The organism is Prevotella merdae, assembly GCF_900290275.1.
Taxonomy (GTDB): domain Bacteria; phylum Bacteroidota; class Bacteroidia; order Bacteroidales; family Bacteroidaceae; genus Prevotella; species Prevotella merdae.
Genome location: NZ_LT985324.1, coordinates 531,273 through 555,233, shown reverse-complemented (window position 1 = coordinate 555,233; position 23,961 = coordinate 531,273). Strand labels below are relative to the sequence as shown.

Below are 23,961 nucleotides of genomic sequence, written 5' to 3'. Positions count from 1 at the left end.
AAACATAAAAAGTAAGATTTCATACTTAGACAAAACGTACAACTAAGTATCCTTACACTTTACCAAAGACTATATACTATTTCTTAGGGACAAAAGTTTCCCAAGTTTGATCACTATAGAATATACGTATCTCTACTATATCACGATTAGATATGTCATTATTTTTTACTAATTGCACACCTTTATTAAACTTGCCATCATTAGCTTTATGGTGCTGCCCTGCATTATTATGCACCGCATCTCCTGAACCCTGGGAAACATTATTAGAGCAAGAAGCATCAACGTTAGACTTAGCCTGCTTTACATTATTATCTTCAACATTACCAGAAGCAGCGCCAAAGTCAAGCACGGCATGATCAGCAGTAGAGGGGGAGTTGAATGTTTCACCAGCTTCTACAGAACTATAATCGGTCATAGCACCTCGACCAAACAAAAGCCAATCGGTAGATATATCTGGAAAACGACTCTTTATCGATTCAACTATCTTAAGCGATGGAGCAGTGCGTCCAGTAAAGATACTACTCAATGTTGCAGGCGCCACCTTTATAGTCTCTGCAAACTCTTGTTGAGTCATGTGTTGAGACTCCAAAATTTTTCTTATTCTATCCTTCATTAAAGTCATATTTATATATAATGCCTAAATCTTAGCTTTACATTTCAATTTACAAAGTTAAACTATTTAATTGAGATATGCAAACTTTATATATTTATATTTTCAAATTTAAAATTTCAAATAGACAAATAGTTATTTTACAAAAACAAACAAGATAAAGTAGTGTATTACGATAAAATATACATATATACATATTAACTGTACAATATTATTATATGTATATATTTAACTCATTTGTGTTAGTTATTGATTTTCAATACATTTACATTTGTATATATTTAATATTATCAACAATATTCGCAATAGATAAGTACATGTTACAAAAACCACATCGTTTATACTTTAACAAATATGTTAATACCACTTATTATCAATAGGTTACAAACTATTTAACCTACATGTATATATATACATATAGGTTTGTGTATTTACAAACATTGATTTATTTCGCTGTAATTTACATCTCAGAATATAAATTCGCTTAAAGAATTTTTTTACATTTGTGTATTTATAAAAATTATATTATCATTGGTTTCACAAAAGTATATTCAAGATTATAAATGTTAACATATGTAATTTCATATTTTGAAACAGTCTAAAAACACGATTTTTTGCAATACTAAAAAAATCCGAACCACCAATTGAATGCTTCAAAGAATAACAAGTATTAAAGACAACAAAAAGCCTAACTCCCTTGAAATATAGGGAATTAGGCTAAAAAATAACCTTCGTGAGATTTTCTATTCTAGATAAAAACAGACGCCAATTGGATTGTTTTTAGTGCAAAATAAAGAAGACAAGCTCCTTCATAAGATCTCCATTAGAGGTATTTTGGTTGTCCAGACCCTTACTTTTGGCATCAATTTCTCTTATTTTAGACAAAATCATAAGAGTCTTCATCGCTGTGTAGTTGCGCATACCCGCACGGTAGTCCTTTATACCCCACACAGACTTAAGCTCCATATAAGCCGCAAGAGAATTATCATTGTTACGATCAGGTGCATAATAAGCAACTAACAGATTCTGAAAGAAAGAGTATAATAAGGGCAAACAAGAGAACAATGAACCCGCTTTTGGATTATTGTCAAAATATTTTACTATTTGATTAGCCTTATAAACATCCTTCTCAATGATAGCAGTCTTCAACTCAAACACATTAAAGTCCTTGCTTACTCCAATCTCCCGCTCTACTATCTCTGGCGTCACTCTCCTATTGTCATCAGGCAACGAAATCATAACCTTATCAAGTTCGGATATCAGTCGACTAAGATCCGCACCTATATGCTCGGCTATCATAGAACACGACTTAGGATCAATAGCCACATGCTTACTCTTAAGATACGATTCGATGAAAGAAGGAAGCTCATAATCCCTTTTCTTCTTGCTCTCAAACACAAGCCCAACAGCCTCCGCCTTACCAACAACCTTCTTACGCTTGTCAATAGTGCCGTTTTTGTAGCATATTACAAGTATTGTCGACATCAAAGGCTTTTCAAAGTATCGCTCAAGAGCATCAAGCGACCTTAACCCTTGTGCCTCTTTCACTATAACGACCCGATATTGTGAAGGCATTACAGGATATCCTCTGGCAAGATCGGCAATCTGTGCAGCAGTAGAGTCCGCACCAAACACAATGGTTTGGTTAAAGTCACGATCATCAGAATCAAGCACGTTCTCGGCTATATAATCAGAAATCTTATCTATATAATAAGACTCGTCGCCCATAAGCACATATACTGGCGCATATTTCTTGGCTTTAAGGTCGCGCATTATAGAATCGAATGTTGCCTGAGTTTTTTTATCAGCCATAATTATATTATATAAGGTGTAAAAATACATTAACGAGCCGCTTTTATGCTCGTTTTTCTCGTTAAAATTACGTACTTTTGTACATTGGTTGTCGCCTATGCGACATTTAGAAGCAAAATTACGAAAATGATTCGATTAAACCTACCTTCTTTCGCAATAAAGTTGTCAGGAACACAGCAACATCCACGAATATTCGATATTCTACGTCACCGTTATGTAGCCTTGACACCAGAAGAATGGGTACGCCAACACTTTGTACACTATCTTACAGAACACAAGGGTTACCCTGCTGCACTAATGGCAAATGAAATAAGCCTTAATATAGGCAACAAGAAACTACGCGCCGACAGCGTACTCTATGACCGAAGGTTACAACCACGTATGATTATAGAATATAAGGCGCCAACAATAAAAATCACGCAAAAGGTACTTGAACAGGTTGCAGCATACAATCTGTTGCTACACGTCGACTATCTTGTTATGAGTAATGGCTTACAGCATTATTGCTGTCGTATGGACTACGAGAACCGTAGATACGAATTTCTAAAAGACATACCCGACTATAATGATATTACACGGCCATAAGAAAATAAAATTAGTTTCTTTATATAACCATAACAGAATCATTAGATAGAAATATTTCATCAACTATACATTATTATATATATGACAGAATTCGAAAAAATGCGCAATCAGCAGCTATATTGCTTTGAAGACCCTGATTTGCTTGCCAGCACCACAAGAGCAAACGAATTGTGCGCCCAACTGTCAACAATGACTCTCGCCTCACCTGAATACAGACATACAATAGAAACACTGATTCCAGGTATCCCGAAATCATCAGCCATAAACCCACCATTCCATTGCGACCACGGAAACGGCATAACAATTGGCGAACACACGTTTATCAATTACGACTGCATTATGCTTGATGGAGGATACATAAAGATAGGTGCACACTGTAAAATAGGACCACGCTGTCATTTCTTTACACCACAGCATCCTATTGACTATCAAGAGCGCATAAAGCCTGTTGAAACATGTCTGCCAATAAACATAGGCGACAACTGTTGGTTGGGCGGTGGCGTTACTGTATGTCCTGGTGTCACTATAGGACCACGCTGCATCATAGCTGCAGGAAGCGTAGTAATACGCGATATACCAGCCGACTCACTGGCCGCTGGCAATCCCGCTATAGTAAAAAAACACTTATAAATTAAGAACTGATACTTTATTCAACAATAAATAAAAGAAAACAATAAAACTATGGGAGTAGGAAGATGGATTGGCGGATTCCTTGGCTTTATGTCTGGAGGACCGCTTGGAGCACTTGCCGGCTATGCCGTTGGGTGGCTATTTGAAAAGGGTGCCGAAGGATTTAGCATAGAATATACGAATCCAAACGGCACATACAGCAACACGTGGGAAGAAGGCAGATACAACAACAATGCCTATTCTGCCCAACAAAGACACGAAGGACAACGTAATTCGTTTCTGTTCTCATTACTTGCTCTTGCGTCTTATATAATTAAGGCAGACGGACGAGTAATGCACTCAGAGATGGAGTATGTACGCTCTTTTCTTCGTCGCAACTTTGGCGATATAGCAATGCACCAAGGCGAGCAGATACTTCTACGCCTGTTTGAAAGTCAGAAACAAATGGGTAGCGAAGCATTTAAGAACACAATACGTGAGGCCTGCGCTGAAATAGCACAGAACATGGACTATTCACAGCGACTCCAACTTATCAACTTCCTTGTACTAATAGCACAGGCAGATGGCAGCGTTCCTCAGAGTGAAATTGATGCACTACAGTTTATAGCAACCAATCTTGGTATATCACCAGAAGACCTAAACTCAATGCTTAACCTGTCAACTGGCGGCTCCAACCTTGACGCTGCCTATAAGGTACTTGGTATCACAGCCGATGCAAACGACGACGAGGTGAAGGCCGCTTATCGACGAATGGCCTTAAAGCATCATCCAGACCGCGTAGCAACACTTGGTGATGATGTACGCAAAGCAGCCGAAAAGAAACTCCAAGAGATAAACGCAGCAAAGGAAACAATATACAAAGCAAGAGGCCTTTAGCACTTAATCTCTTCAAGACACCCCAAGTGCATCAACCATTAGCTTTAATTCATAGCTTTTGATTCCGTTTATTTCAAGCATATTCTTGTCCATATTAAAGTCGTTAAGAATATTGCGATCGGCAGCATCAACCGATTCTGCATAAGATTTAAGGTAGCTAACAGCCTCCTTTGTCTTATGCAGTATCCATTTTGTATATCCAATATTCAAAAAATCTACTCCAGCTGCATTATTGCCTTCTACAAGCTGGTCGTATATTTTTTCGGCTTCCAATGGCTTGACATCCATAAGATATCCCCATGCAATGGCACGTTTAACAACTAAGTTTTTTCCGTTTTCCTCATAATCAATTTTAAACAGACCAGAAAATCCATCTTTCACCTTGCCACTATTGACAAGGGCTATACTTTGACATACTACCAAATTCTTTGTTTCACCATTCTCAAGAATGAGTCGATTATAGGCTTCTGCCGCTTCATCATACTTGCAAAGCATGAATAAAGCATCTGCCAAGCCCCTTAATACCGAAGCTTCATTGCAACCTTTGTCTACCAGTCCCATAAACGTTTTGTAAGCATCCGAATACAGTCCGAGCTTCATGTAAGAATGTCCAAGCAATGAAACTTCTTCCACATTAGTTTCATCACCCAAACTCATATTGGCAAGCTTTACCACATACTCATACTTCTTATTTTTAAAGAAAAAACGCTCGATTTCTACATAATCAGAAACAATTACATCATGCATCAACTCATTGCCAAAGAACAAGAAGCGCCCGCTTCCTGCCACACCGTCAACATCAGCAAACGGATTGGTAAAATCCTTGTGTCCTTGATACAGCATAAAGAACCTGTAAAGATTTTGCAAATAGAACAGTTTTATATAAGCAGGCGAATTTCTGTCGACATCACACGGCATCCCTCCAGAAGGTCCATTAGCCATCATTTCCTTCACATTGTCCGGCAATTGATTTGATATGGCTGACAATGAGAAAACAAACGAATAAACATCCGAATCACAAAAGGTACCATATAAAGAAAGGCTTCGCACAACATCATATAAAGATGCATCTATGAGATTGGCCACATAAGGATGATCTGGATAGAAAGGAACAAACCAGTTGCTTATCTGATAGAAGAATGAACATTGCTTCGTCTTTGAGAATCCACCAAAAAAGATATCACTACCCGACATCTGCATATCTCTCATCTTTTTCATCTTGGCTTCCATTTCATCCAAATTCCGGTCTGTAGCCCCATAATCAAGTATGTCGTCAATAGATTCTTCTTTTTCCTCTATGCTTATAGGAGTTATCTTTAAATTATTATTTTTCACAAAAGTTGGCATAATATCGCGCTCAATCTCGGCACTATCAGCCTCGGCATGCGAACAATAATACAAATTCATCTGCAATTCAACAAGTTCTCTCCTAGCCTCTTCATTTGTAAACACACGCTGCAAGACAGATTTCACCTCAGGAAACAATACATGTTCCCCTTCTGGAAGAGACAACATAATACCTACCAATGCACGATGACGTAAGCGCATAGGATTATTATTTTCATATATAGCTGCAAGCACCAACCACTTGTTTACATCAAACACTGTAAGCAAGGATATTGTTATAGCACTTATAATAACCTGCGCATCATTCAGATCTATCGTAGGCGACTGTATCAATGACAAGTAGAACGAAGTTGTTTCATCACTCCATTGCCCAGAAACCATAATATAGTTGAAAAGACGCTCCACGTATTGCTGATGCACAGCATTAGCCTTTTTTATGGCCTCCTTTTGCTCAGTCTCATCAAGCAGCGAAGCCATGGCACAATCTTGAACGTACCCCTCAAGTGTACTCACAATTGAGTCCTTATCTTTAGAAAAGCTATCAGCAATCGCTTTGGCTTGCGAAAAAGACACACGACGGTTTAGGATAGAATCAAGTCGCACAGTGTTGTACAAGTTATATGTTCTACGCAACAAATCCATATACACTTCATCACCATTAGGGTCCTGTATTCCACGCTCGAAACAATCAAGCATAAGCTGATAGTCAGCCTTTACAACTTCGAGCATATCCTTACCGGCAGAAAGGTGCAATTCTGCCATTCGTTTTTCAAGCATACGCAACGCTTCGCCCACATTGCGGTCAATAACTATAGTATCTTTTATAGTTGGTTTCATTGGTTTTTATTTTTTGCGGTTAATAGTATTTATATCATCTTGCTTAGGACTTGCCACATGAGCAAACTTTATCTTAGGAAGTTGCGATATGGTCTTCTCATCCGTCTTCATATATTTCTTTATTATCTCGGCATAGTGCTTTATTCCATTTTGGTTGATAGAGTCACAAGCCTGATTGTATGTTTTTATAAGCTCTGCCATTTGTACTTTTCTACGCTTGTCTTTCATAACTTCAGACCTTACAGCCAACACACCAAGTTTTTGTTTAAGGTCTCTACTATCAGCAATTACAACATTGCCATTGCGACGTGCTGTAGTAGCCTGTGGTTCTGTAAGCCACATAGCATCCATTTCGTTATTAAGAAGCATCGAAAGCCTTATGTTGACATCATTCACCTGTATACGAAACACCATCGACTGCGTCTTTACACCGTCAAGCACACGGTCTGTAAGGAAGTCGCTAGCCGAATATCGTGTCATTGCAACCATCTTGTCACCAAGTTGATCAACCTTTTTAATGCGCGCTTTATGGTTTGTGATAAGTTGCCAATAAGCATTTGTTGATGTGATATAGTCCAACTTCACACCCTCATGCTTCATACGTTCAGTACGCACAAGGTCGCTCACAGCCCCTTCTACACTACGTCCTATCACAGCCGTGTCGCAATCCATCTGCGCCGTAAAATACTTAAGACGCAAGTCAAGTTTAGCTGTATCATACAACACATGCTCCTTAACTAAATAAAGGGGCAAGCAGTCAAGCGTTGGCATAACTGCAATCTTCAATGCAAGAGAGTCTTCACGATGCAAACGCGCACGCTCTGCTCTTGACAATCTTTTTTGCTCCTCGTAAGAATTACCACAAGATATGGCAAAAAATAATGCTATTATATATAATAGAAACTTTTTCATAAGGCAAAAGTAACAATAAATTTTGTAACGCCGAAAAATATTAGTACTTTTGTATCTATACAAAACACATTTGAGCGTTATGGCAAAGATTAAGACAGCATATGTATGCAGCAACTGTGGACAGGAATCGACAAAATGGATTGGCAAATGTCCAAGCTGTGGTGAATGGAACACTTTTAAGGAGATACACCTAACAGCAAACACCAACAGCAACACCAACGGACTATTTCATAACGACAAATCCACACCTGACAAGAACCGTCCTGTTAAGTTGCGTGACATTCCAACCCAGGACGACCCACGTATCGACATGCACGATGCCGAACTTAACCGAGTTCTTGGAGGAGGACTTGTTGCCGGAAGTATAGTGTTGTTGGGTGGCGAGCCAGGTATAGGCAAGAGTACCCTTACACTGCAAACCATCCTAAACATACACGACAAGAATATACTGTACGTCAGCGGTGAGGAGAGTGCACACCAGCTTAAAATGCGTGCCGAACGCTTGCTTAACCGACAAGGCTCAAACAGCAACGACAGCCTTGATAATATCAACATCCTTTGCGAGACTTCCCTGCAAAGAATATTTGAATATACCGACGACTTGTCTCCAGAGATACTTATTATCGACTCTATACAAACTATAGCCACTGAGGATGTTGACAGTAGCCCTGGAAGCATAACACAGGTCCGCGAGTGCGCAGCATCTCTCTTGCGATTTGCAAAGACAAGCGGAACACCTGTCATACTGATTGGACACATCAACAAAGAAGGCACACTTGCCGGTCCTAAGATATTAGAGCATATCGTTGATACCGTAATACAGTTTGAAGGCGATCAACATTATATGTACCGCATATTACGATCGATAAAGAACCGTTTTGGAAGTACATCCGAACTCGGTATATACGAGATGCAGCAAACCGGACTGCGTCAAGTTAGCAACCCTTCCGAATTGCTCCTATCACAAGACCACGAAGGTCTTTCTGGTGTTGCTATCAGTTCTGCTATTGAAGGCGTGCGTCCTTTCCTTGTAGAAACACAGGCTCTTGTGTCTTCTGCTGCATACGGCACACCACAGCGCTCTGCTACAGGGTTTGACCAACGCCGACTAAACATGTTGCTTGCTGTGCTTGAAAAACGTGTAGGATTTAAGTTGATACAAAAAGATGTCTTTGTGAACATTGCAGGCGGATTGCGTGTCACCGACCTTGCAATGGACCTAAGTGTCATAGCAGCCGTATTGTCAAGCAATGTTGATACTGCTATTGAGCCAGGTTGGTGCATGGCAGGCGAGGTAGGACTAAGCGGAGAGGTACGCCCCATAAACCGAATAGAACAGAGAATTGCCGAAGCCGAAAAACTTGGATTTACCGACATCATACTTCCGAAGTCTAACGTTCAAAATTTAAATACAAGCAAATACAAGATTAACATACATCCTGTCCGCAAGGTAGAAGAGGCGCTTCGTGCCCTGTTCGGCTGATTTAGGCTCAAGTAAAAAGAGAAACATAAAACCAACATATATTAACAAATCACATTAATATAATAGCAATGAAGAAAAACTCAGTAATCATAGTAAGTGGAGGCATGGACAGCATCACCCTACTTTATGACCACAAGGATGAGATAGCCCTTGGCATATCGTTCGACTATGGAAGCAACCACAATGCACGGGAGATACCCTTTGCCAAGATGCATTGCGAGCGATTGGGCATAAAGCACATTACTATCAACCTCGACTTTATGCACCAATACTTCAAGTCAAGTTTACTTGATGGTGCCGATGCAATTCCCGAGGGACATTATGCCGATGACAATATGAAGTCTACCGTTGTACCTTTCCGCAATGGCATCATGCTGTCTATAGCAATAGGCATAGCCGAAAGCAACGATCTCGACCAAGTGTTTATTGCCAATCACGGTGGCGACCATACTATATACCCCGACTGCCGTCCTGAATTCATCAATGCAATAGACAGCGCAGCCAATGCCGGAACCTACAACAACGTAAAGGTTATAGCCCCATACACAAAAATAACCAAAAGCGATATAGCAAGAATAGGTAAAAAACTTGGTATCGACTACACCGAAACATGGAGTTGCTATAAAGGCGGCGAAAAACATTGCGGCAAATGCGGCACATGTGTGGAGCGAAAAGAAGCGCTTTTTGAAGCTGGAATTGAAGATTATACGATATACGAAGAATAATATAAATGAAATTTAACGGCCTTTTCTTCGTACAATATATATATTTTTAGTAAATTTGCGCTCTATAAAGGACATCCCATATAATATTGTTATAGTAGAATTTATATTCCTAACTTTTAAATAACATTTACAATAATGAAAATCGAAGATTTCAACTTTGCCGGTAAAAAGGCAATTGTACGCGTTGACTTCAACGTACCATTGGACGAGAACGGAAATGTAACTGACGATACCCGTATCCGCGGTGCCCTTCCTACATTGAAGAAGGTACTTGCTGACGGTGGTGCCCTCATTATGATGTCTCACATGGGCAAGCCAAAGGGCAAGGTTAACATGAAGCTTTCTTTGAGCCAGATTGTTCCTAACGTTTCTGCAGCTCTCGGTGTTGAGGTTAAGTTCGCTAAGGATTGTGGCAATGCTTCTGAGGAGGCTGCTGCTTTGAAGCCAGGCGAGGCTTTGCTTCTTGAGAACCTCCGCTTCTATCCTGAAGAGGAAGGCAAGCCTGTTGGCGTAGAAAAGGGCACACCTGAATATGACGCTGCAAAGAAGGAAATGAAGACACGTCAGCAAGAATTCGCAAAGAAGCTTGCTTCTTATGCAGACTGCTACGTAATGGATGCCTTTGGCACAGCTCACCGTAAGCACGCTTCTACAGCTGTTATCGACGAGTACTTCGACAAGGATCACAAGATGCTCGGCTACCTTATGGAGAAAGAGGTAAAGGCAGTTGATGCTGTCCTCGGTAATATCAAGCGTCCTTTCACAGCTATCATGGGTGGCTCTAAGGTATCTACAAAGATCGGTATCATTGAGAACCTTCTCACAAAGGTTGACAACCTCATCCTCTGCGGTGGTATGACATATACATTCTCTAAGGCTCTTGGTGGAAAGATCGGTATGTCTATCTGCGAGGACGATAAGCTCGACGTTGCTCTCGACGTTATCAAGAAGGCTAAGGAGAATGGTGTTAACCTCGTTCTCGGTACCGATTCTATCTGCGGTGACGACTTCAAGAATGACTGCAATACACAGGTTTGCCCATCTAACAATATCCCTGACGGCTGGGAAGGTATGGACGCAGGTCCTGAGACTCGCAAGGCTTTCGCTGCTGCCATCAAGGGTGCTAAGACTATCCTTTGGAATGGTCCTGCAGGTGTATTCGAGTTCGATAACTTCGCTGGTGGCTCAAAAGCTATTGCCGACGCTATCGCTGAGGCTACTAAGGAGGGCGCATTCTCACTCATCGGTGGTGGCGACTCTGTAGCTTGCATCAACAAGTTTGGTTTGGCCGATCAGGTTTCTTACATCTCTACTGGTGGTGGTGCTCTTCTTGAGGCTATCGAGGGTAAGGTTCTTCCTGGCGTAGCTGCTATCGAGGCTTAATTAAAGCATGCAACAAATAGGCTAATTAGGCTTCACTGAGCCTCGTTAGACACATATTCCAATAGGGTTTTATCTTTTTAAAAAAGGTAAAATCCTATTTTTTGTAATATTAAAATGCTAACTTTGCAGTAATCAATACACACAACAATGGCAAAGATTAAAATCGAAACTCCAAAGGGCGACATCATAGTGCGCCTTTACGACGAAACTCCGAAACATCGCGACAACATCCTTAAACTCGCAAAGGAGGGATATTATGACGGCACACTCTTTCACCGTGTCATTAAGGACTTTATGATCCAGGGTGGCGATCCCGACAGCAAGGGTGCACCCAAAGGCAAACATCTAGGTGCAGGCGGTCCAGAATACACTATAGAAGCAGAAATAAACCCTCAGCTATTCCATAAGCGTGGCGCCTTGTGTGCAGCACGTCTTGGCGACGAAGTAAACCCTAACAAAGAGTCAAGTGGCAGCCAGTTCTACATCGTATGTGGTGAGGTATACAAGCCTGCACAACTCAAGCAGATGGAGAAGCAGATGAAGCAGAACCAGATAACCATCACTTTCAACGACCTTGTTACCTACCACAAGAACGAGATTATGGATATGCGTCGCAACCGCGACCGTACCGGACTTCAGGATATGCAAGAACGCCTAATGAAGGAAGCACAGGATATCTGCAAGGCAAATCCTGTTGGATTCAGCAACGAGCAGACTGAAGCATACACCACTATTGGCGGCACTCCATTCCTTGATGGCGAATACACTGTATTCGGCGAGGTAGAACATGGACTTGACGTTGTCAGCGCTATTAATGATGTAGACACCGACAATGCTGACCGTCCTACTGACGATTTGACGATGAAGGTTAGCGTAGTTGAGGAATAACATATATGATAAGCAAGGACTCCATTGAATCTGCCTACTGCTTTATTCACCAAAAGTGGCGCGTCTACAAGTTCTCCACTATTGACTGGCAAAAAGACGATATCGAGTATGCCATCGCCCAGTACGTGGAGGGCATGGACCGCCAACTATACACCGAAATCGCTAATGGCAAACAAGACTTCTTGACCGACCACCGTACTTTTGCAAAAGATATGCAGGAGGCGGAGGAAAGGTTAGAAAAATTTCTGAATGTTAATCAATAAAATACTATGACCAACTCTTACGCCCTTACAATCTATAAGGCAAGTGCCGGCAGCGGAAAAACATTTACCCTTTCCGTAGAATACATCAAACTCCTTATCAAGGACCCGCAAAGTTATCGCTCTACCCTCGCTGTTACCTTTACCAACAAAGCTACAGAAGAGATGAAACTACGTATACTTAGCCAGCTGTACGGCATTTGGAAACTATTGCCCGACTCTAAAAGTTATATCGACAAGATTAAGGAAGATCTCGACGTTACCGAGGAATATATGTCCGAACGTGCTGGTATAGCTCTTCACAACATTGTGCACAACTATAGCTACTTCCGCATTGAGACCATCGACTCGTTCTTCCAAAGCGTGTTGCGCAATCTCGCACGAGAACTCGACCTTACTGCCAATCTGCGTATCGAGCTCAACGACTATCAGATAGAGCGCAACGCTGTGGACGAACTCATCAATTCGCTTGACGAGAACAGCGAACTGCTAACATGGATTATGGAATATATACGCGAGAATATGGACGACGACAAAGACTGGAATGTAATTGGAAACATAAAGAGGTTCGGTGAAAACATATTCCGCGAGTACTACAAAACCAATAGCAAGAAGCTCAACGAACGATTGCTCGAGGAAGGATTCTTCAAGCAATACACCACCAAGTTACGTCAAATGCGCAATGAGGCTGAGGTGGAAATGCAGAATGAGGCCGCTCAATTCTTCGATGCGCTTAACCACAACGGAATAGAGATAGACGACCTCAACAATGGCAAGAATGGTCCTGCTGGTTACTTCATCAAGATTAAGAAAGGCATATACAACAACACTATTGTAACCAAACGATTACAAAAAGTGCTCGACGAGGGCAGCGAAAGTTCTTGGGTTAAACAGAAATCATCTAAGGAGACCCAGGATATTGTAAGAGAACTTGCCAATTCCACACTAACCCCCCTGGTACATCATGCCGAAGACGTTAGACAGAAAAACTGGTATATATATGGCTCTGCTGTGCTCACATTGCGACACCTCAATCAACTGCGCTTGCTCAACAGCATAGAGAATAAGGTCAGAATGATGAACGTGGAGCAGAACAGATTTCTTCTGAGCGACACACACACCCTACTCCACTCGCTCATACGCGATACTGACTCGCCATTTATTTTCGAAAAGATTGGCAACTACCTGGAAAACATCATGATTGACGAGTTTCAGGACACAAGTACCGTGCAGTGGCAAAACTTCAAGGTGCTTTTGGAGGAATGTATGAGCCACGGCGAACAACAAGGCAATCTGATAGTTGGCGATGTTAAGCAGAGCATCTACCGTTGGCGCTCGGGCGACTGGCGTATGCTCAACAATATTGAGCGTGAGTTTCCATACCTTAATTCTATGCTCAATGTGTGCTCGCTCGACACAAACTATCGCTCGTCACGACGCGTTATAACATTCAACAATGCCTTCTTTAAGCGTGCCTCCGAACTGGAATATGCCGACCAAAAGAGCTCAACCCCAAACACTTCATCACCCGAGCAACTAAAAAAGGCTTATTCGGATGTGGCACAAAAAGTGCCGTCATTCCGCGATAATCACGGCTACGTAAGCATAAACCTTCTGCCAAACGAGGATTATCGCCAACAAGCTCTGCAAAAGACAGCCGAAGCTGTTAGTCTCTTGCTCGACTCGGGAGCCAATTATTCGGACATTGCCATACTTGTACGCTCCAACGACATTATACAACTCATAGCTGAGTTCTTCGCCAACGAGCTGCCCGACGTTAAGATTGTCAGCGACGAGGCTTTCCGACTCGACAGTTCTGTATCGGTAAACATCATTGTCAATGCAATGCTATGGCTCACCCACCCCGACAACATCCTTGCAAAGGCTTACATAGCCAAGGCCTACCAGACATACGTGCTAGAAAAAAGTGAGCAAGAAACCAACAAGCTGCTTGCAACTGCTGAAGGCATTGACAGTGCACTGCCTTGTGCTCTTATCGACAAGCGCGACGACCTTCTGACTATGCCGATCTTCGAACTTGCCGAACAAATTTACACCTTATTTAATATAGGCAACATAAAAGGCGAGGACGCATACCTATATGCATTCTACGATGCTCTTACCGACTTCATTGCCAACAACACAGCCGACATCGACTCGTTTGTAGAAGAATGGAACGACAGTATAGCGGAAAAAACAATACAGGCAAGTGCCATAGACGGTATCAGAATCATCACCATTCACCAGAGTAAGGGATTGGAATTTGAGCATGTTGTCATACCATTCTGCGACTGGACATTGGAGAAAGGCAACACTATATGGTGTACCCCTCAAGTGGAACCATACAACGAACTGCCTCTAATACCCGTAGACTTCAGTGCCAGTCAGATGAAGGGCACCATCTACGAGTTCGATTACAACGAGGAACATCTACAAAACTGCGTGGACAACCTCAATCTGCTATACGTTGCATTCACACGCGCAGCATCAAGCCTGTTTGTCATTGCCCAACGTGGCACCCCATCCTCACGTTCTTACATTGTGGAACAAGCTATTACCGACATTAAACTTGAAGGTAGCTCGCTTGATGGCGACCCGTCCGACAAGAAGGCGGAATTGCTATTTAGCTACGGCGAACTGGAGATTGTTGAGACAAAGGCCAAGAAGAAGTCGGACAATATCTTCACACCAGAGGTAGAAAACATGAATGTCGATATGGCAACCTTCAGCAACAAGGTTGAATTTAAACAGAGCAACAAGAGTCGTGACTTCGTTGCCGATGATGATGAGAATACAGATGATGACGACCGCAAACAGCTGAGCTATATCAAGACAGGCAAAATACTGCACTACCTATTCTCTACCATCAACACCACCGACGACATTGACACGAGTCTTGCACAACTCGAGATGGACGGACTTATCGAAGAAAGCGGCACTAATATCAAACGATTACGCGACATGCTGCACAAACGATTTTCCAACAGACAGGTAGCCGACTGGTTCTCATCACGATGGACCCTCTTCAACGAATGCACCATACTCGACTATGATGCAGCAACAGATACTGTTCGCGAACATCGTCCCGACCGTGTAATGAAGGACGAGAAAACTGGAGAAGTAGTTATAGTCGACTTCAAGTTCGGATCTCCACGACCTGAATACGTGGAACAAGTAAACCGCTATAAAGCCCTCACCCAAAACATGGGCTACCCCAACGTGAAAGGCTACCTGTGGTTTGTTTATTCCAACAGGATAGAGGAAGTTTAACAGTAATACATTGACAACGTATAAAATACAATTGAATGAACCAAACAAAAACCTTCCTGGAGTTTGTCTCCGAGGACATAATACATAAATGGGGCACTGATCTGTCACGCGTGGCAGTAGTGTTCCCTAACAAGCGTGCGGCTCTCTTCATGAACGAGCATCTTGCACGATATGCCCGAAAGCCTATGTGGAGCCCGGCTTATATAACTATCAGCGACCTCTTCCGTCGCCACTCCGATATGCAAGTGGGCGATTCAATAAAGCTGATATGCGACCTGCACAAGTCATTTGTCAAATGCACTGGACTAAACGAGTCGCTCGACCACTTCTATGGGTGGGGCCAACTATTGCTGACCGACTTCGACGATATTGACAAGAATATGGCCGATGCCGACCGCATATTCTGCAACCTCAAGGATATACACGAGCTCGACGACATTTCTTATCTCGACGACGAACAACGCAAGATGCTCAAACGCTTCTTTGCCAACTTCAGTGACGACCATGAGTCGGAGCTTAAACGACGCTTCCTTAGCCTGTGGAGTCATTTTAGCGACATCTACCACGACTACAACAAGCGTCTACAAGAGCAAGGCCTGGGATATGAAGGCGCTATCTACCGCGAAGTGGCAACCAAGGACAACATCGAGTTTAAATACGACCGCTACATATTCGTTGGATTCAACCTTCTGCAGCAGGTGGAGCAAAAACTCTTCGCACGTCTGAAGAAAATGGGCAAGGCCAATTTCTATTGGGACTTTGACGAGTATTACATGCCACGCCACAAGACCACAAGCGCCACCGATGCTGGACACTATATATCTATGTATCTGGAACATTTCCCTAACGAACTCGACACTCGCTCTAAGGAGATATACGCCAACATGCGACAACCCAAACACATCAGTTACATCAGCGCCGCCACAGAAAACATACAAGCCAGATACGTAAGCCAATGGCTACGCAACGATAATAGATACAAGGACGGACGACATACGGCTGTGGTGATGTGCGATGAGAATATTCTGCTGCCAGTTATGCATAGCTTGCCCAACGAGGCCGATAAGGTGAATATCACAAGCGGATTTCCTTTGGGTATGACTCCCGTTGCATCGCTCATTAGCCTACTGTTCGATCTATACACAACAGGCGCAATGCAGCATAGCAGACGCTACCGCACCCAATATGTAGATAAGGTACTCGCCCATCCTTATGCCCAATATATAGCCGACTGCATTCCACTATCGCCTATGGGCAAGATAGACAACATCACACTGCTGCAACAGATAGGCACATTGATTAAACATGTTGGTGTTAAGGCTAAAGACGAGAGCGACGCTCTATTTCAGGAATCTATTTTCCGTATGTATACCATCATCAACCGCCTTGAACAGCTTGCCGCATCTGGCGATATGGACGTGGACGTAACAACGCTACGTCGCCTTACCAAGCAACTCATCACCACCACCACTATACCATTCCATGGCGAACCTGTTGTGGGCATACAGATAATGGGTGTACTGGAAACGCGCAACCTCGACTTTAACCATGTGCTGCTGCTGTCGTGCAACGAGGGCAACATGCCTAAGAGCGTTAACGACTCGTCGTTCATTCCCTACTCCATACGCAAGGCACACGGACTTACTACTATCGACAACAAGGTGGCCATCTACTCCTACTACTTCCACAGGCTTCTGCAACGCGCCCAAGATGTAACCATCGTCTACAACAATACCACCGACAATGGACACACGGGCGAGATGAGTAGATTCATGCTGCAACTGATGGTAGACGGCACTCACAATATTAAACACCTCAACCTTTTGGCACAAAACGTACCTACTACTATGTGCTCTAAGGCTATAGTCAAAGACGAGAAGATACAGCAGGAACTCGACCAAATGAAGAACATCTCGCCATCTGCCATTAATGTGTACATCAGATGTCCACTGGCGTTCTTCTATGAATATGTGGCAAGAATTAAAGAGCCCGACTGCGAGGACGATACTGTGGACAACCGCATGTTTGGAAATATTTTCCATAAGGCGGCACAATTCATCTATGAAGATGTAACTAGTCGACATGCTACTGTTGAGAAAACTCAACTGCAGAAATATCTAAAGGACGAGAAAATGCTGGAGACCGTGGTAGACCGTGCATTCAATGAGGAACTGTTCAAGCTGTCAGCATCTGAGGCAGCCAACAAGAAACGCGCAACCGAATACAATGGTCTGCAGATTATCAACCGCAAGGTGATAATTGAATATCTGCAACAACTGCTTAAGACCGACCAACGACTTGCTCCGTTCACAGTACTCGGCTTAGAAAAACAGGTCTACAACGACATTGTATTCAACACCGAGGATGGAGCGCAACGCAAAATCAAAATAGGAGGTATCATCGACCGCCTGGATATGGTTACCGACCCTACAACCGGAAAACCTACTATAAGAGTTGTCGACTATAAGACGGGCAGCCCTATCAAGTCGGTTATTAGGTCGATAGACGAAGTCTTCGAAGGCAACAGTTACAAACATTCCGACTATTACCTACAGACATTTCTCTATTCGCTCATCATCAACAATTCGAGCAAGCTTAATCCGTCTAAATACAATGTCAGCCCTGCCTTGTTGTTCATCAAACAAGCCTCTGCCGACAACTACGACCCGGTTCTCTGTATCGATGAGCACAAAGTGACGGACATCGGTATATACCAAACCGAGTATCTTAAACTGCTGAAAGAGAAACTGGGCGAAATATTCAGCAAGCAAAAACCATTTGTGCCCACAAATGACAAGCGCACATGCGAAATGTGTGCGTTCAGAATGATTTGCGGGATATAATAACCACACAAAACACCGAGGTCTGCTTCATATACCAATGAGGCAGGCTTCGGTGTCTAATATTTCATTTCTATTCAAAACGTCTATACATTAGCCTTATTCAAGCCGCAACATAGTGCAACTCAAGTCGCATATTAGAATGGTGCCGGTTCCGACGAATCGCCAAATGGCGCATTGTCTGGCATAGCTGCAAAGTCAGGCGGCATTGGTGCATCACCTCCATTCATCTTGCTGCCAATAATTTCCGATCCAAAAGGAGCGTCATTAAGCGGTGCCGACTGTTTCTCCGGATCTTGGAATCGTGTGAATTCACCACGGAAGGTAAGCAACACATCGCCCGTTGCACCCTTACGGTGCTTGGCAATGATAATCTGTGCCATACCTCTAAGGTCATTACCCTTTTCGTCTGTCAGGATGTGATAATACTCTGGACGATGCACAAAGAGCACCATATCCGCATCCTGCTCGATAGCTCCCGACTCACGAAGGTCGCTAAGCTGTGGACGTTTTCCTTCAAGTCCCTCACGGTTCTCTACAGTACGGTTCAACTGCGAAAGTGCTATAATAGGTATATCAAGCTCTTTGGCAAGACCCTTAAGCGACTGCGATATCTTCGAAACCTCCTCCTGACGGCTACCAAAGCGCATACCGTTGGCATTCATAAGCTGAAGGTAGTCAATCATTATAATCTTTACACCTTTCTCACGCACCAGACGACGTGCCTTGGTACGCAATTCAAAAATTGACAAACCTGGTGTATCGTCTATATACAATGGCGCACCTTGCAGCAAGCGTATGTTCTTGTCAAGACGTTCCCACTCGTCTGGTGACAACTGACCGTTAAGCATCTTGCTGCCAGGAATCTCGCACACGTTAGATATAAGACGGTTTACAAGCTGCACGTTGTTCATCTCAAGAGAGAAGAAAGCTATAGGTGTGTTGTAGTCCACTGCAATGTTCTTGGCCAATGATAGCGCAAATGATGTCTTACCCATCGCAGGACGACCAGCCAGAATCACAAGGTCCGAACTCTGCCATCCACTAGTTTTCTTGTCCAATTCCTCATATCCTGTAGGCACACCAGTTAGACCACCAGCATTCTCCGAAGCCTTCTGCAATATCTCTATAGCTCGTGTTATGACAGGGTCTACTTGTGTGTAGTCCTTCTTCATATTGCGCTGCGACAGTTCAAAGAGCGAGCCCTCTGCCTCTTGCATCAGTTCGTCAATATCCTGTGTCTCGTCAAAGGCCTTTGTCTCAACCACGCTGGCGTAGGATATCAGCTGTCGAGCAAGAAACTTCTGTGCAAGAATCTTGGCATGATATTCTATATGTGCCGACGAAGCCACATGCGAGCTAAGCTCCACAATGTAAGGAGCACCGCCAACATCCTCCAAAGTGCCCTCACGCTTTAGCTCGTCGACAACAGTCATAATGTCCACAGGGTTCTCGTTCACCGATAGAGTCTGTATGGCATTGTATATCTTCTGGTGTCGCGGCTCATAGAAAGTCTCAGGACGCAGCGTCTCCGATACCATGGAGAAGGCATCCTTGTCTATCATGAGCGCACCAAGGACCACTTTCTCCATATCTACAGCCTGTGGCTGCAAGTGTCCATAGTTCTTGTCGAACGCCTTCTGTTGTTGGCGCGACGTTTTTCTGTCTGTATTTGTAGTAGGCATAAATATGTCAAAAGCGATTTACCGGATTTACTTCACTATCTTGTTGTCCTCAGGGAACACCACTGTCGGGCGGAAAGACTTGGCTTCCTCAAAATCCATCAGTGCATAAGAAATGATAATCACCGTATCGCCGATAGCCACCTTGCGTGCCGCAGCACCGTTAAGACATATACATCCCGAACCGCGCTCACCCTTGATAATGTATGTTTCAAAACGCTCGCCGTTGTTGTTGTTCACTATCTGTACTTTCTCGCCCTCAATCATATTGGCTGCATCCATCAAGTCTTCGTCAATGGTTATGCTGCCCATATAGTTGAGGTTGGCCTGTGTCACGTGTACACAATGAAGTTTCGACTTCAGTACTTCTATCATCATTATTTTATCGTTGCTTACTTGTTTTTGTATGTGATGTGGTCAATAAGGCGTATCGGGGTCTTGCCGCAATACACGGTTATGCAACCTGCAATATAGTCGCTGTCGTCCCAGTTTTCCACGTCAAGCAGAGTGTTGCCGTCAACAATTGAGTAGTATTCCACCTCTAGTCCATCAACGGCATTGATGTCTGCCACTACCTTGTCGTGTGTCTCCTTAAGAGTGTGGTTCTTTGCAAACTCCTTACTTGCTTTCAAGGCCTCGTATATCTTAGGTGCTATGGCACGCTCGTCGGCAGACAACAATGTGTTGCGCGAACTCTTTGCAAGACCATCAGCCTCGCGCACTGTATCGCACTCAACAATCTGCACGCCTAATCCCAAGAAACGCACAAGAGCCTTTACTACTGCTATCTGTTGCCAGTCTTTCTCGCCAAAGTAGGCACGGTCTGGACGTACTATATAGAACAGGCGCGATACTACCTGGCACACACCATTGAAATGACCAGGACGATGAGCTCCCTCCATAACTGTGGTTACGGGCGGAAAATCAAACTGACGCTTGTCTGGTGTTGGATACATCTCCTCCACTGATGGGGCAAACACATAAGTTGCACCACATGATTCGAGCAAGGCACAATCGGCATCAAGTGTGCGCGGATAGCGCTCCAAGTCTTTTTTGTCATTGAACTGGGTCGGATTGAGGAAAACAGATACAACGGTTACATCATTCTCCTTTACACTACGCTTTACAAGTGAGGCATGACCTTCATGCAATGCTCCCATTGTAGGAACAATACCAACATTCTTTCCTTCCTTCCGAACTTCGAACAACTCATTCTGAAGTTCAACAATACTTCTGAACAGTTTCATCTTTACAATAAGTTTTTAAAAACCCTCACGGGGCTTGTCTGTTTTCTAAATTCGATGCAAAATAACAACTTTTTTCTTAAATAAGAAAGAATTAATTTAAAAATATGGCAAAAACACTATTTAAAAGGTGTTATTCGGCTTTTTTGGCAATTATCTTAGTTTTTTTTCGTAACTTTGCAGACAAAAGTGTACACATGAGGCTACACCGTCGTTGTCTGTCGTTATAGTGTGCACACCTATAAAACAAAAAAGCATGGCAAATAAAATTTTATTCATCAATCAGGAAATATCCCCGTATGTTCCAGACACTACACTTTCTGTAATGGGCAGAGACCTGCCAAGCAAAATGCAGGAGGAAGGTTTAGAGATTCGCACATTCATGCCCAAGTGGGGCAACATCAATGAGCGTAGGGGGCAACTGCATGAGGTTATACGTCTTTCGGGCATGAACCTCGTTATCGACGACACCGACCATCCACTCATTATTAAGGTAGCATCAATACCACAGACACGCTTGCAGGTATACTTCATCGACAACGATGACTTCTTCATGAAGCGCAAGATGGCTACAGACGAAAATGGCGAGGAATACGATGACAATGGCGAGCGTGCCATATTTTTTGCTCGTGGTGTGCTCGAAACTGTCAAGAAGTTGCGCTGGTCGCCTGATGTCATCCACTGTCAAGGATGGATGGGCTATATAGTGCCACTATTTATCAAGGCTGCATACAACTCCGAACCAGCTTTTGCCGACACTAAGGTTGTGACATCTGTCTTTGCCGACGGACTTAAGAAGAATATTGGCGACAACTTCAAGAACTGTCTCGAATTCAAGGACGTAACTGTAGACAGCCTTTCAGCATACAAGGACGACTTCGACTTTATGGAACTTGGCAAGCTTGCTATCGACAACAGCGACGCTGTAGTTGAGGCAGAAGAAGGTGCAAACCCCGAACTAATTGCATATGCCAAGAGCAAAGGCATACCTGTTCTTGCCTACCCCGGCGAAGACTACACCGTGGCATACAAGAAGTTCTACGAGGAGCTGTAAGCCATACATGCTGTGACAAACAGATTAAAAAGGTTTTATCAGTAACACCATTTTTGCAAATACTATGAGCATAAAATACTTGGCAGGCTTGATGCTTGCCGCTCTTTTCGTTGTGTCGTGCGACGACACAACCGACAATATTGGCTCGTCGCTTACCGACAATGTGGACAAGCTGAACGTTATGACCGACACCTTTAAGGTTACTACACGATCTATCGTGGCCGACTCGGTTCTTTCGCGCAGCATTACAGGATACCTTGGTATGGTGCGCGACCCTGAGACAGGTGCCTACACTACGAGCAACTTCATGACACAGTTCTATACACCAGAGAACTTTGAATTCCCTGAAAAGCAGAACATCATAAGCCTTGATGCAGAGGGCAACGTTGTGGCAGACTCTTGCGACATACGTCTCTACTACACAAGCTACTATGGCGACTCACTCGCTACCATGAAGCTTTCGGCATACGAACTGTCAAAGCCTGTTGAGGAAGGACAGAAGTTCTACTCTAACTTCAATCCAGAGAAGGACTATATCACTCCTGGCAGCACACTCAAGGCCGACAAGGTTTACACTCTTACCGACCTTAATGTCGACGAGAGCACACGCAAGGGAAGCGACTATATGCCTAACATTCGCATTTCGCTCAACAAGGACTATGGCTCGAAGATTATTCAGAAGTATTACAAAAATCCTGAAACCTTCAAGAACTCGTACACGTTTATTCACAATCTTGTACCGGGATTCTACTTCAAGACCATGGGCGGTATAGGCTCTATGGCATATATCTCGCTTAGTCAGCTTAATGTGTACTTCCGTCATAAGACTACCTACACCAAGACCGACGGAACCAAGAGCGATACTATCGTAACATCTATGGCATCGTTCCCTGGTACACAAGAGGTGCTTCAAACTACCAATATCTCTAATGACAAGGCGGTTATCAAGAAGTTGGTCGACGACAACACCTGTACCTATATCAAGAGTCCGGCTGGCATCTTCACCGAGATGACATTGCCTGTTGACGAGATTGTTGAGAAGACATACATTGGTGCCGATGGCAAGACATACAGCCACAAGAACGACACTATCAACACGGCTAAGGTGGTGCTTAAGCGCATCAACAACACCGTGTCTGGCAAGTACGCCTTCGGTATACCAAAAACTTTGCTCATATTGCCTAAGGCCGATATGTACTCGTTCTTCGAAAACAACCGTATTGCCGACTATAAGACGTCGTTCCTTGCCGCTTACAACAGCTCAAGCAACACCTATACATTCAACAATATAGGCAGCCTTGTAAAGCATCTCTACCAGTCGGGCGACCGTACCAAGGCCGATTGGAACAAGGTGGTTATCATTCCGGTATCGGTTACCTACAACACCACAAACAATGTTCCCGAGCTTATCAGCGTTACTCACGACATGTCCATGTCGAGCACACGTCTTGTAGGTGGCAGCAACAGTAAGTATGGCGAAATCAAGATTAGTGTTATTTACAGTAAGTTTAAGTAAGAGTAGT

The 23,961-nt window shown here is 43.3% G+C and carries 19 protein-coding genes; 12 read left to right on the top strand and 7 right to left on the bottom strand.

Features of this window, described 5'->3' with window-relative positions:
- Positions 1–76 precede the first annotated feature (76 nt).
- On the bottom strand, positions 77–613 hold the full coding sequence (locus tag C9991_RS08820; RefSeq protein WP_106812189.1) for a helix-turn-helix transcriptional regulator: 537 nt from the start codon (positions 611–613) through the stop codon (positions 77–79).
- 777 nt (positions 614–1,390) lie between these two features.
- Complete coding sequence (gene holA / locus C9991_RS08815) at positions 1,391–2,422, bottom strand: DNA polymerase III subunit delta (RefSeq protein ID WP_106812188.1); 1,032 nt, start codon at positions 2,420–2,422, stop codon at positions 1,391–1,393.
- Positions 2,423–2,548: 126 nt separating this feature from the next.
- Between holA and C9991_RS08810 the strand changes: the two genes are divergently transcribed.
- From C9991_RS08810 to C9991_RS08800, 3 genes are all read left to right on the top strand, one after another.
- On the top strand, positions 2,549–3,007 hold the full coding sequence (locus C9991_RS08810) for a type I restriction enzyme HsdR N-terminal domain-containing protein (protein WP_106812791.1): 459 nt from the start codon (positions 2,549–2,551) through the stop codon (positions 3,005–3,007).
- Positions 3,008–3,088: 81 nt separating this feature from the next.
- On the top strand, positions 3,089–3,637 hold the full coding sequence (locus C9991_RS08805; RefSeq protein WP_106812187.1) for a sugar O-acetyltransferase: 549 nt from the start codon (positions 3,089–3,091) through the stop codon (positions 3,635–3,637).
- A gap of 51 nt (positions 3,638–3,688) precedes the next feature.
- Entirely contained in the window at positions 3,689–4,513 is an 825-nt protein-coding gene (locus C9991_RS08800) for a TerB family tellurite resistance protein (RefSeq protein ID WP_106812186.1), read from the top strand.
- Positions 4,514–4,525: 12 nt separating this feature from the next.
- Here C9991_RS08800 and C9991_RS08795 read toward each other — a convergent pair whose 3' ends face one another.
- Positions 4,526–6,697 carry a tetratricopeptide repeat protein gene (locus C9991_RS08795; RefSeq protein ID WP_106812185.1) on the bottom strand — a complete coding sequence of 724 codons (2,172 nt, stop codon included), beginning with the start codon at positions 6,695–6,697 and terminating at the stop codon, positions 4,526–4,528.
- Positions 6,698–6,703: 6 nt separating this feature from the next.
- Entirely contained in the window at positions 6,704–7,609 is a 906-nt protein-coding gene (locus tag C9991_RS08790) for an ABC transporter substrate-binding protein (RefSeq protein ID WP_106812184.1), read from the bottom strand.
- A 79-nt stretch (positions 7,610–7,688) separates the two neighbouring features.
- On the opposite strand from C9991_RS08790, the gene radA reads away from it, so the two are divergent.
- From radA to C9991_RS08755, 7 genes are all read left to right on the top strand, one after another.
- Positions 7,689–9,092 (top strand): DNA repair protein RadA, encoded by a 1,404-nt coding sequence (gene radA / locus C9991_RS08785; protein ID WP_106812183.1) that lies wholly within the window; start codon positions 7,689–7,691, stop codon positions 9,090–9,092.
- A gap of 68 nt (positions 9,093–9,160) precedes the next feature.
- Complete coding sequence (gene queC, locus C9991_RS08780) at positions 9,161–9,817, top strand: 7-cyano-7-deazaguanine synthase QueC (RefSeq protein WP_106812182.1); 657 nt, start codon at positions 9,161–9,163, stop codon at positions 9,815–9,817.
- 135 nt (positions 9,818–9,952) lie between these two features.
- Positions 9,953–11,200 (top strand): phosphoglycerate kinase, encoded by a 1,248-nt coding sequence (locus tag C9991_RS08775; RefSeq protein WP_106812181.1) that lies wholly within the window; start codon positions 9,953–9,955, stop codon positions 11,198–11,200.
- 147 nt (positions 11,201–11,347) lie between these two features.
- A complete protein-coding gene (locus tag C9991_RS08770; protein ID WP_106812180.1) occupies positions 11,348–12,088 on the top strand; it encodes a peptidylprolyl isomerase in 741 nt (246 codons plus the stop codon).
- Between the two features lie 5 nt (positions 12,089–12,093).
- Entirely contained in the window at positions 12,094–12,351 is a 258-nt protein-coding gene (locus tag C9991_RS08765) for a hypothetical protein (protein ID WP_106812179.1), read from the top strand.
- Between the two features lie 6 nt (positions 12,352–12,357).
- A complete protein-coding gene (locus C9991_RS08760) occupies positions 12,358–15,618 on the top strand; it encodes a UvrD-helicase domain-containing protein (protein ID WP_106812178.1) in 3,261 nt (1,086 codons plus the stop codon).
- Positions 15,619–15,653: 35 nt separating this feature from the next.
- Complete coding sequence (locus C9991_RS08755; protein ID WP_106812177.1) at positions 15,654–18,461, top strand: PD-(D/E)XK nuclease family protein; 2,808 nt, start codon at positions 15,654–15,656, stop codon at positions 18,459–18,461.
- Between the two features lie 134 nt (positions 18,462–18,595).
- Here the strand turns inward: C9991_RS08755 and dnaB are convergent, their stop codons facing one another.
- From dnaB to panC, 3 genes are read right to left on the bottom strand one after another with little or no spacing between them, the layout of a single operon-like run.
- Positions 18,596–20,143 carry a replicative DNA helicase gene (gene dnaB, locus C9991_RS08750; RefSeq protein ID WP_106812176.1) on the bottom strand — a complete coding sequence of 516 codons (1,548 nt, stop codon included), beginning with the start codon at positions 20,141–20,143 and terminating at the stop codon, positions 18,596–18,598.
- A gap of 27 nt (positions 20,144–20,170) precedes the next feature.
- Positions 20,171–20,518, bottom strand: a complete 348-nt coding sequence (gene panD, locus C9991_RS08745; protein WP_106812175.1) for an aspartate 1-decarboxylase — start codon at positions 20,516–20,518, stop codon at positions 20,171–20,173.
- 14 nt (positions 20,519–20,532) lie between these two features.
- Positions 20,533–21,387 (bottom strand): pantoate--beta-alanine ligase, encoded by an 855-nt coding sequence (gene panC, locus C9991_RS08740; RefSeq protein WP_106812174.1) that lies wholly within the window; start codon positions 21,385–21,387, stop codon positions 20,533–20,535.
- A 253-nt stretch (positions 21,388–21,640) separates the two neighbouring features.
- On the opposite strand from panC, the gene C9991_RS08735 reads away from it, so the two are divergent.
- Both C9991_RS08735 and C9991_RS08730 read left to right on the top strand, forming a co-directional pair.
- Positions 21,641–22,438: a glycogen/starch synthase gene (locus C9991_RS08735; RefSeq protein WP_106812790.1), complete on the top strand. Its 798-nt coding sequence runs from the start codon at positions 21,641–21,643 to the stop codon at positions 22,436–22,438.
- 64 nt (positions 22,439–22,502) lie between these two features.
- Entirely contained in the window at positions 22,503–23,954 is a 1,452-nt protein-coding gene (locus C9991_RS08730; protein ID WP_106812173.1) for a DUF4270 domain-containing protein, read from the top strand.
- Positions 23,955–23,961 lie beyond the last annotated feature (7 nt).